The 11270-nt window shown below is 37.7% G+C and carries 6 protein-coding genes; all 6 read right to left on the reverse strand.

From position 1 onward, the window contains the following. Window positions 1–269: 269 nt before the first annotated feature. Window positions 270–1865: a SusD/RagB family nutrient-binding outer membrane lipoprotein gene (locus tag DF947_RS09065; protein WP_109929386.1), complete on the reverse strand. Its 1596-nt coding sequence runs from the start codon at window positions 1863–1865 to the stop codon at window positions 270–272. 17 nt (window positions 1866–1882) lie between these two features. Then, the gene (locus tag DF947_RS09070) at window positions 1883–5161 is read right to left on the reverse strand and encodes a SusC/RagA family TonB-linked outer membrane protein (protein WP_240615352.1); all 3279 of its coding nucleotides are present in this window, start codon (window positions 5159–5161) and stop codon (window positions 1883–1885) included. Window positions 5162–5346: 185 nt separating this feature from the next. Then, on the reverse strand, window positions 5347–6411 hold the full coding sequence (locus DF947_RS09075) for a FecR family protein (protein WP_109929387.1): 1065 nt from the start codon (window positions 6409–6411) through the stop codon (window positions 5347–5349). A 790-nt stretch (window positions 6412–7201) separates the two neighbouring features. Then, window positions 7202–7756, reverse strand: a complete 555-nt coding sequence (locus DF947_RS09080) for an RNA polymerase sigma factor (protein ID WP_109929388.1) — start codon at window positions 7754–7756, stop codon at window positions 7202–7204. 117 nt (window positions 7757–7873) lie between these two features. Beyond that, window positions 7874–9760: an alpha-amylase family glycosyl hydrolase gene (locus tag DF947_RS09085; RefSeq protein ID WP_109929389.1), complete on the reverse strand. Its 1887-nt coding sequence runs from the start codon at window positions 9758–9760 to the stop codon at window positions 7874–7876. A 93-nt stretch (window positions 9761–9853) separates the two neighbouring features. After that, window positions 9854–11230, reverse strand: coding sequence for an MFS transporter (locus DF947_RS09090; RefSeq protein WP_109929390.1), 1377 nt, complete (start codon window positions 11228–11230; stop codon window positions 9854–9856). Between the last annotated feature and the right edge of the window lie 40 nt (window positions 11231–11270).

Below are 11270 nucleotides of genomic sequence, written 5' to 3' on the forward strand. Positions count from 1 at the left end.
TTGCGCAAACGTTTGACTAAGGAGATTGTAGAAACCTCATTAAAACAACCCAAACAGCACATTAACAGCCATTTAATATTATTTTTAGGATGATACTGAGTATAAATAAGGAACTGTATAATTGGTTTAAAAGGAAAGCCCGAAATGAGCATAAATTATAGCACAAACGTTTGTCTAAATTGATAATCAACATATGGCATTTGCTCAAAAGCAAAAAAGCCGACATCGCTTTCGCGATGCCGGCCTTACCTAATAATTTACTAATTAATTTATTTATCCCACCAAACTCTACCTGCAAGTGTATCGCCTCCAGGAACAGCTGATGAAGCTGCTTTGTAATTTGTTCCATTTTTTGCCGCTTCTTCTACAGGATATGGGAAACGACGTGGAATGGTTCCAACTGTTGCATTACCAGGATAAACTACTGGAGTTAAAACCGGAAATCCCGATCTGCGCCAGTTAGACCATGTTTCGTAAAAATCCAGCATGGTATTCGTGTGCAACCAATATTGTGTGTTTATCATTTGCAATCCATTTGCTGCTACGTAAGGATTTGCTGCTACATAGGCATCAGCTACTGTGCTTGTAATGGCCATTGTTGGATCGTACTGACCTAAATAAGTAATTGCTGCCGATACACCACTTGCATAATGCGATGATGCAGTTCCTCCAATGTTCCAACGCTGTGCTGCTTCTGCAAGCAGTAACTCGCTTTCTGCATAAGTAAGAATAAAAGTTGCACCATTTTTCTTTAACATTCCAGGGTTGGGAGATGAATAATCTGGAAAAGTGGTATAGGTAGCGTCCTGTCTAACATCACGACCTGCTAAACCACTTAGGTCTTTTCCATTGGGCATTCCTTTTTGTACCAATGGGTTTGCATCAAAAGCCGTGTTTTGAGTTTTTGAATTTTCATCGATAAACAATTTGGTTACGGCAACTTTTCCCAAGCGGGGATCATTGGTTGTTTTTAATGCATCGATAAAAGTTTTAGACCATTTAACGTAATAATTCTCTTGACCACCATCGCCAGATAAAACCTGACTATTTCTATTTTGAGTAACTCTAGCGCCAGAAACATCGTGCAAAAGAAAAGCATTATCATCATTGTTAAGCATCGTTTTACCGATTACTTTAGTTGCGTAAGCTTTAGCTGTATTTTCATCGGCCTTAGTTAAGCGCATGGCAATTCTTAATAATAATGTATTACCAAAGCGTTTCCATTTATTGATATCGCCTTTATAAATTACATCGCCAGTTACTTTATCGCCATTTACATTTAATGCATTTGTAGCTTCTTCAACTTCTTTTAAAAGATCGGTGTAAATGGCTTGTTGCGCATCATATTTTGGCGCAAAGTTGCTGGTGTAATAACCTTGTCCTGCTTGAGAATAAGGAACATCTCCATACAAATCAGTAATACGCTCAAAAATCAATGCTTTCCAGATTCTGGCTACCTGCTGTACATTGTTGTACTTCTGCTGGCCTTTTGTAAATTCAACAACATCTACAATGGGTTTAACCTGTTCGGTGTAAGCGCCAACAGCAGCATTGCCCCAATAGGCAGCGGTGTATCCTTCGTTCAATAAATATTTATCGCCTGCCCAATAGCTGATTACGGTAGAAAGGCCTTGCATCATGGTAGAAGCATAAATTAAATTTCCTCTCCAGGTATCGTAAGCGAAATCGGTACTACCTGTATAGGTTAATTGAGCGGTAGTTAAAGTGTAGTTTGGATCGAAACTCGATGATCCGTAAGCGGATGGATTTGTATTAATTTCATCGAAATCTTTAGTACAACCAGCGCTTAATAAGATGCCAACACAAAATAGAAGGCTATATTTTTTTAATATGTTCGTTTTCATTGTTCTGTCTTTTAAAATTAAAGCTTAACACTAAGATTTATACCAAAGGTTCTAACGGGTGGCACACCACCTAATTCCAATCCTGGGAAAGTAGCATTGTAGCTAGATTCGGGATCGATATTATCCGTTTTCTTCATTAGGATAAATAAATTTCGACCAACAAGACTTACGTTAAGTCCTTGGATCTTGTTGTTGAACAATTTTGCCGGGAAGTTATAGCCCAAAGTCATCTGTCTGAATTTGATAAAACTCGCATCCTGAACAAACTGCTTAGAAACATTATTTGCAAAAGTGCTGTAATATGTAGCGGCATTAACACCTAGCGCATCTCTGTTTTCTAAAGTAGCTTGATGCAAGCCAAAAACATAACCATAATAATCAGTTGCAGAGAAAACTTTTCCGCCCCATTTGCCATCAAGCAATACAGATAAGGTTAAGCCTTTGTAGTTAAACTCGTTATTCCAACCCGCAAACCATTTGTTGTAAGCCGACCCATAATCAACCAAATTTCCTCTTTGTGGAATTCCAGCAGCATCAAGTTTAATTTTTCCGGCAGCATCATATAAATAATCGTATGCCGAAACCTGAGCAGCAGCTTTACCCGGAATGTTTTGTAAGAAACCAACACCCGATCTTGAAGTGGCCAATAGCTGAGACGTTACACCATCAGCCAATGAAATCACTGTGTTTTTATTATATGAAGCGTTTAGCGAAGATGTCCATACAAAATCTTTGTTCTTTAAAACCTGACCCGATAATAAAAGCTCGTAACCTTTGTTTTCTATTTCGCCAGAGTTTAAAACCGCACCAGCATAACCCGTTGTACTCGATGTGGTAACGAAAGAAATCTCATCTTTAGATAATTTTCTATAATAGGTAAAGTCCAAATTTAGACGGTCGCCAAAAAAGCGCATTTCTGTTCCAATTTCAAATTCGCTTGCTTTTGAAGCTTTTAAGGCTGAGTTTGGAATATTTACATTGGTTATGGTACCAAGTGGAGCGCCGTTTAAGCTTTCACTCTTAAAATTATAAGTTAATTGAGTTTGATAAGGATCAGTAGCCTGACCAACAACAGCATAACCTGCTCTTATTTTACCGAAGCTCAAGAAACTTGGTTTCCAAAATTCTGAAAACACAAATGATCCACTAATTGAAGGATAGAAAACACTTAACTTATTGTCTTTTCCAGGTGTTGCCAATGTAGAAAACCAGTCGCTTCTACCGCTACCTGTTAAATAGAAAATATCTTTATAGGTAAGCTCCAATGTTCCGTAAACAGATTGTGTTTCAGATTCTGTTTCTACATTTCCCACCGATTTATTTTTCGCATTTAAGATGTTGTACACACCAAATACTGCAAAATCAGATCCATTATTCGTGGTCTGGTTAATGTGCGTTCTTCTGTAACTCGCACCAACATTGGGTGTAATGGTAAAATCTTCATCCACTTTAAAAGATTTACCAATTAATCCATCTACGTTAATATCAGAAAATTTAGTTGCCTGTTCGGCTATTTTACCTGCTGGGAAATATGCCGTACCCGATGGAACAACATTTTTATATGCATCTGTATAAGCATCTCTTCCGGCCCTGCCTTGTAAAAACAAGCCATTATCGAAAGTATATTTTGCATTAAACGAGCTGATTAAACGATCGCGTTTGGTATCATTAATAAATTCGTTTGCCGCAAACCATGGATTGGTTGCATAAACATTACCTGTGTTGTATAAAATTTCATTTCCAGCGGCATTTTTCCATGGGATAAGATCATTTACGCTTACACTTGTAGGTAAAAATGCAACGTTGTAATTGGCATTACCGGCGCCATCTGATAGCATTGGTCTGTTTTTGGCCTGCTCTAAAATATAATTCATTCGAGCATCAATCGTTAATCTTTTAATAGGATTAAAGGTTCCGGTTAAATTGAAAGATTGTCTGTTTAAGCCTGAGTTGGGCACAACTGAAGTATTATGAACATCATTTGCAGATAAGCGAATGGTTCCACCATCAAAAGTTTTATTTAAGGCAACTGTATTAGACCAAGTTCCGCCGGTTTTGTAAAAATCTTCGATATTATTTTTTTGTGCAGTGTAAGGTCTTGCAACGCCATCAAACTGAACCACGTTTGATCCGTCTAATTTTGCGCCCCAGCTAGAACCACCAACCTGAGCCGCGGCTGCAGCATCGGTAGGTTTTATTCCGTTTGCGCCCTGACCATAAACATATTGCCAATTTGTTCTATCCATTACCTGCTCGGCAACGTAATTGGTATTAAATTCTACACTATTTCCTTTTCCGCTTTTAGTGGTGATTAAGATTACACCAGCTTTTGCACGATAACCGTATAATGCCGAAGCGGCTGCGCCTTTTAAAACCGAAATGCTTTCAATATCATCGGGATTTAGATTTCCCACAGCATCACCCAAATCCGGTGCGTTATCATACTGACTTCCTGAGTTGCCGTTTGGATTTAGGTTATTTAATCCGACAGGTTTATTTTCCATCGGTACACCATTTATAACATACAAAGGCTGATTGGTCTGGCTCAAGCTAGAAACCCCACGAATGGTAACGCTTGATGCAGCACCCGCACCGCCAGCTGTAGAACTAATATCCAAGCCGGCAACCTTACCAACTAAAGAGTTTACAACGTTGTTTTCTCTAGCCTGTGTTAAAGATTCGCCACTTACCTGAGTTACAGAGTAACCCAAAGCTCTACGTTCTTTTTTAATTCCCAATGCAGTTACCACCACATCGGTTAATTGTTTGGTATCTTCTGTTAAAACAATGGTTAAGTTAATCTGCGTACCAATTGGAATTTCTCTAGTTTGAAAACCAGCATAAGAAACCACCAAAATCGAATTTTCAGGTGCATTTAAAACAAACTTTCCATTAATATCTGTCGATGTACCAGTACCAGTTCCCTTAACGCGAACACTTGCTCCAGGCAATGCGCCTCCAAGAGCATCTTTTACTGTTCCGCTTATGGGAACTTCTTTACTTCTGCTAATTACAATTAAGCCTCCGTCAGAAACAGAATACTTTAAATTTGTCCGGTTAAGAATGGTGGCCAAAACATCAGTAACCAAAGTATTGGTTACGGTGATGCTTACATCCTTATTAACTGGAACATAAGAAGAGCTGTACACAAAATGATAACTGCTTTGCTGCTCTATAATCTGTAAAACCCTAGCCAACTTTGTTTTCTTTACATCGAGAGAAATTTTTTCCTGAGAAAAAACCGATGCAGAAACATTCAGGCAGGTAATGAAAACCATAATACAGGTTAGTTTCATTAGCATAATGAATTTTAAAAACGCCCTATATTTAAAGCGCCCTTGCAGTAAGTAATAATAAATCATATTTTTGTTTTTTTTGGTTGCATAAGTTCTTGGCAGCAATCTGTTTGCGCATAAACTGCCATTAATTAATCAAAGAAGAAATCATAAGGGCGGTGCTCCAACACCGTCCTTTTTTTATCTTATTTTGATATGATCACTTGATTTCCTTTTATCTCATATTTAAAATATTCTACATCTTGTAAAGCCTTTAATGCTTGGTCTATGGTTTCTCGGCTAAATGTTGCGGTAAAGCGGTATTTCTCTATTTCTGGATTGGTAAACTTGATTTCAACATTATACCATTTTTCCAAAATGCCCTTAATTTCGTCAAAATCCTGATCATAAATTTCGATGCGGTTTTGCGTCCACGCGGTTTCTACAATCGTACTGTCTTTAATTAGTGTATAATGGTTAATGGTAATTTCCGGGTGAGAAGAAATTGGCTTTAAAACTTTTTGTTTAGCTTCTGGAGCAAGTTCTTTGTAAAAGGTAACTTTCTGACTAGGCTTTAAAGTAATCGTTCCGCCGTTGCCGTTTACCGCCTCCATTGTAATTAAACCTCTAATTAATGTGGCCTCAGAGGTAATTTCATCTGGATAAGCCTTAACATTAAATGCAGTACCCAAAACATTGATATTAAAATCGTGGGTATGAACCTTAAACGGTTTGTTTTTATTATGAACAACATCAAAGTAAGCCTCGCCTTTTAGGTTTACTTCACGTAGTTTATCGTTAAATTCTTTACCGATCGATAAAGAGCTCTTTGCGTTTAACAAAACCGTTGTTCCATCAGGAAGCATGATTTTTTTGCGCTCGCCACTTTTGGTTGTAAAAACTTTTGCCTGAAAATTCTCTCTTGCATCTTTTTGCAAACGATGGTTAAGGTAGAAAAAACCTGCACCTGCAATAACCAGAATCGCAGCGGCAATTTTTAACCAAGCAAAGTTTCTATTTAGTTTAAGCGTTTTAGATGGCGAATCAAAATTCTCCTTAAATGTTTCCAACTGATTATTTAGCGGCCGCTTGTTTCCGCTTAAAATCACATACAGTCTTTTTGCCTCGGCAATTACCGTAGTTTGCTCTGGATGAGCGCTAATATATTTTTCCCAATACTCCGTGCACAGCCTATCGGTTCCAGCACAATAAAGCTGGAAAGTGTTGTCTACAAGAAAATCTTCTGCATCAAACCGACTTCTATCAATCATTACTATTTGTCTTTTATATATCAGTGCCCAAAAACTTTACTTTTTCCTAAGAGAAATTTAACTTTTTTTTAACATCACCAAATATGTGCCTTGTAGACATAAAGAATAGAGAAATTTAATTTCAGAAAAGTTGTTAGAGAGAGACCGAATGACTGATTGCTTATCTTTAGAAGATTTTTGAGAGTAAGTTAGACTTAGGATAAATTTTCATTTTATAAAGAAATTATTTGGGCGTTTTAACACGCTATCCGCTGTATCCCCGATGAAAAATCGGGGGATGCCGCTTCTATCGTTAACGCAAAACCCAATCAACTTGCGAAGTCTCAAAGGCCCGAAGCTTGGCAAGACTTTTTCAGGTTTAAAGACAGAAATTATTTAAAGACTGGCGAAGTTTACCCTTTCTTAACCCGCCAAAACTTCGCAAGTCGACTTTAACTTGCGAAGTCTCAAAGGCCTTAAGCTTGCAAAGACTTCGTCAGTTTAAAGACAGAAATTATTTAAAGACTGGCGAAGTTTTCCCCTTTCTTAACCCGCCAAAACTTCGCAAGTCAACTTTAACTTGCGAAGTCTCAAAGGCCCGTAGCTTGCAAAGACTTCGTCAGTTTAAAGACAATTATTTAAAGACTGGCGAAGTTTTCCCTTTCTTAACCCGCCAAAACTTCGCAAGTCGACTTTAACTTGCGAAGTCTCAAAGGCCCGTCGCTTGGAAAGACTTCGTCAGTTTAAAGACAATTATTTAAAGACTGGCGAAGTTTACCCTTTCTTAACCCGCCAAAACTTCGCAAGTCGGTTAAGCTTTAAGTTCTTTTCTTAGAATTTTAAGTGCATCGTAAACGGTATTGTAAGCCGTTTTTATGGTCTGATTGGTTTGTTCTGCAATTTGCTCATAGCTTAATCCATCAAAGAATTTTAAATGAATCAATTGTTTTTGGCGGAAGGTTAGTTTTTCTAAAGCATTTCTTAATTGATATCGAACCAATTCATCGCTTTGTACTTTAACAATAAACTCTTCATAGCTCATCTCCATCCAATCGCCTTCCGCACCTGCATTAAAAAGAGCATCGTTAATTTTGCGTTTACGTTCTAAAATACGGAGCAACTTTCGTTTTAAAAAAGTGCGGAGATAAGCCTCAACATTATCAACACGATTTAGGGTTTCGTGCTTTTCCCAAATGGTTGTAAAAACCAGATCAGTTGCCTCGCTAGAAATATCGGCATCGGCACAAACACGGATTCCGAAATTTACAAGTGGATAATATAGTGCTTTATATAAATCAAAAAAGGCATCTTTATCGCCAACGCGTAGTCGTTCCCATAATAAGTGATGCACTAATTTGTTATCCATAGGGTTTGTTAGTTAAAACAATATTAACTAAAAACATCAAGAATTTTACAAAATCTGTTGGAGATTGGCAGATTTCTTTTGGAAAACCTCGCAGGCTTTAAACCTGCGAGGTTAAAATTATTTCAGAGCAGTTTTGCTGAAAATATGATATTCACCCGGTGAAAAAACACCAGTGTAAGTTGTAGATGATAAATTAATCGGGCTGCCAACTGCATCTACCCAAGTTCCAGATGAACCAAAATCGATGTTGGCAGTTTGGCTGATCACATCAAAATTACCAACCACCACAACTGTATTTGCGCCTTCAACAAGTTTAATGTATTTAACTCCACCAGCTAAATTGTAAGTAGAATTTGTACTGTTAAAAATGGTATTGTTCTTTTTAAGCTTAATAAATTTGGCATAAGCATCGTACAATGCTTTACGGTTTGGATCGGTATAATAATCCCATTTAATTGGTTTTTCGCCAGTTCTTCCATTAAAATCTATACTGGTATCATAGCCCACCTCTCCAAACTGCCAAACCATTTTCGGGCCAGGAATGCTGAACAAGAATGCAGCTGCAAGCTCTTCCCTTTTTAAAGAAGTTGGTAAGTTTGCCTTGATTGCATAAGTACCAGAAATATTTCCGAAAGAGATGTTTTTATAATTCAAGCGTTCCTCATCATGGCTTTCTCCATAAGTAACCAAGTTTTCTGATTTTGCAAAACCATGCTTAGCATAAAATCCCCAAGAAAAATCCGAATTACCCAGCCAGCCCATTGTGGCTTCATTCATATTGTAGTTTAGATTGTTCCACATCATCATGCCTTCATCAGCCAAAACCTTCTCTTCTGATTCTTCTGCAAAATGCTCTAAGATCACGTAGAAATTATTTGGATCTACGCTTTTGATAAAGCTGTTGTATTCTTTCCAGATGGCAATTCTACCTGCATCGAAAAGTCGAAATTGAGAATCGTCAGTAGATGATTTTTGTGTAAATCCTTTGGATAGATCAAATCTGAAGCCATCAATTTTGTATTGTTGCATCCAAAATTTCATTACATTTTTTGCAAGGTATTTTGTGGCTGCACTTTCATGGTTAAAATCGTAGCCTACGTTAAATGGATGTTTTGGATCTACATTAAACCAAGGACTTGAGCTTGTAGGTTTCGAGCCATCAAAATACAACTGAACCATTGGCGATTGACCAAAAGAATGATTCAGAACCATATCCATAATTACTGCAATTCCTCTTCCATGGCATTCATCTATAAAATTCTGCAAGGCTGTTTTGGTTCCGTAATATTTATCAGGGGCAAAATAAAATGAAGGGTTGTAACCCCAGCTTAAATTTCCCTCGAACTCATTAACTGGCATCAATTCGATTGCATTGATTCCCAAGCTTACTAAATAATCCAATTTGGTTAAGGTAGATGCGTAGCTGTGCTCTGTGGTAAAATCGCGTATCAACAATTCGTAAATCACCAGATTATTTTTATCAGGACGAACAAACCCAGAGTTTTTCCAAGAATAAACTGGCTGATTTGCCTGCATAACGCTTACAATTCCAGTTGTTTTTCCTGTTGGATAGGCCTTTAAATTTGGATAAGTTACGGAAGTAATATATTGGTCGTTTGCCGGATCAAGCACTTTCTCGCAATAAGGATCAGCAACTTTTAAACTTCCATCAACCAGAAACTGATAAGCATATTCTGTATTGGGATTTAAATTATCAATTTGGATCCACCAGGTATTTCCATCAGAAGTTTTCTTCATAGGCGAGGCAGATGACGACCAATCGTTAAATTCACCGATTAGCGAAACTGAGGTTTTGCCTGGCGCATATAAAGTTACAATTGCAGAAGTTCCACTGTTTATAAAGGCAACCCCATCTTTTGCACCAGCAGGTAAATCTGTATTGGCTGGCGTTACCGGATCTACAATTACATCGCCTGAACCTGCTTTCTTACATGCATAACTCAATGTGGTAAGCATTAGAAGTAAATAAATTATTTTTTTCATTTTTTAGAATATAATATTTTGGAAATATTGGACATGAGGCGATCCTTTAGAGATGTATTTCAACTCTATTTCTTTTATTTTTAGTCGTAAATTTTAAACGGAGCGCCCTTCTTCGACTTCTAATTTATTCGTTAAAACTTCATCAGCATTTTTAGTTTCTTTAATGAAAATATAACATATTAACGCTGCCAAGATCATTAATCCACCACCAAGCTGTACAGCTAAAAGTCTATCGTTGTTTAAAACATTTTTCATTAACCAACCAAAACCTAACGATGCAATAATTTCTGGCAATACGATGAAGAAGTTAAAAATCCCCATGTAAATCCCGATTTTATCTTTTGGCAAAGATCCGCTTAGCATGGCATAAGGCATGGAAAGAATACTTGCCCAAGCTATGCCAACGCCTGTCATACATAAATAAAGCATGTTTTTATCGTGCACCCATGCAACGCTGATTAAGCCAATGGCGCCACAGATTAAACACAAAGCATGTGTTGTTTTACGGCCTAATGCATCGGCAATTTTTGGTAAAACCAAAGCAAAGAGGAAAGTGATAACGCTATAATAAGCAAGTGTTAAACTACCAAAATCTGCACCATGAGCATAAACAGGATCGGCAGCATCCTTACCGCCAAATACATTTACGGCAACGGCGGTGGTGTAATAAAACCACATTAAAAATAACCCCGGCCAGGTAAAAAACTGAACTAAAGAAACGATCTGCATGCGTTTAGGCATGTTGCGTAATGCACTAAAAATCTCCCGAGCGCCGCCACCAAAACCTTTATTGCTTTCACGAACTTTTTCTTTAAAATCTACATCCTGTGGTGGGTATTCCTTTGTGGTAAAAACAGTCCACAGTACTGCGGCGAAAAAGAAAAATGCGCCAATATAAAAAGAGAATTTTACATTCTCTGGAATACTGCCCTGCTCTGCAGTATTGGTTAAATGAAAAACATTATTCATTAACCAAGGTAGAGCCGATGCTACACTTCCGCCTAAACCAATCATCATGCTTTGCATAATAAAACCGCGATTAACCTGACTATCTGGCAATTTATCGGTAACGAAAGCACGGAAAGGTTCCATTGCAATGTTGCCAAAAACGTCTAAAACCCAAAGTAATCCTGCAGCCATCCACAATGCACTGCTGTGTGGCATAAAAATTACAGCAATACTGCTTACGATAGCGCCAACCATAAAATAAGGTCTTCTTCGTCCCCATTTTGGATGCCAGGTACGGTCGCTCAAATAACCGATAATGGGCTGAACTAAAAGTCCGGTTAAAGGAGCAGCCAAAAACAATAAAGGAACCTGATCTGGATTGGCACCTAAATTTTCATAGATACGCCCCATATTGGCACGTTGCAAATCCCAACCAAATTGGATTCCGAAAAAACCCACACTCATGTTAATGATTTGTACTAAGGTTAATTTTGGGTTTTCGAATATTGTTTTTAAGCTCATTATATTTGGTTTATTTACTACTCATTTTACCACCAAGGCA

Origin of the sequence: Pedobacter paludis (assembly GCF_003173575.1) — a bacterium.
In the GTDB taxonomy this organism is placed as follows: domain Bacteria; phylum Bacteroidota; class Bacteroidia; order Sphingobacteriales; family Sphingobacteriaceae; genus Pedobacter; species Pedobacter paludis.

Excerpts from the sequence above, each read along its gene's own strand:
- DF947_RS09065 (WP_109929386.1), bottom strand. The coding sequence starts at position 1,865 with ATGAAAACGAACATATTAAAAAAATATAGCCTTCTATTTTGTGTTGGC.
- DF947_RS09070 (WP_240615352.1), bottom strand. The coding sequence starts at position 5,161 with ATGAAACTAACCTGTATTATGGTTTTCATTACCTGCCTGAATGTTTCT.
- DF947_RS09075 (WP_109929387.1), bottom strand. The coding sequence starts at position 6,411 with ATGATTGATAGAAGTCGGTTTGATGCAGAAGATTTTCTTGTAGACAAC.
- DF947_RS09080 (WP_109929388.1), bottom strand. The coding sequence starts at position 7,756 with ATGGATAACAAATTAGTGCATCACTTATTATGGGAACGACTACGCGTT.
- DF947_RS09085 (WP_109929389.1), bottom strand. The coding sequence starts at position 9,760 with ATGAAAAAAATAATTTATTTACTTCTAATGCTTACCACATTGAGTTAT.
- DF947_RS09090 (WP_109929390.1), bottom strand. The coding sequence starts at position 11,230 with ATGAGCTTAAAAACAATATTCGAAAACCCAAAATTAACCTTAGTACAA.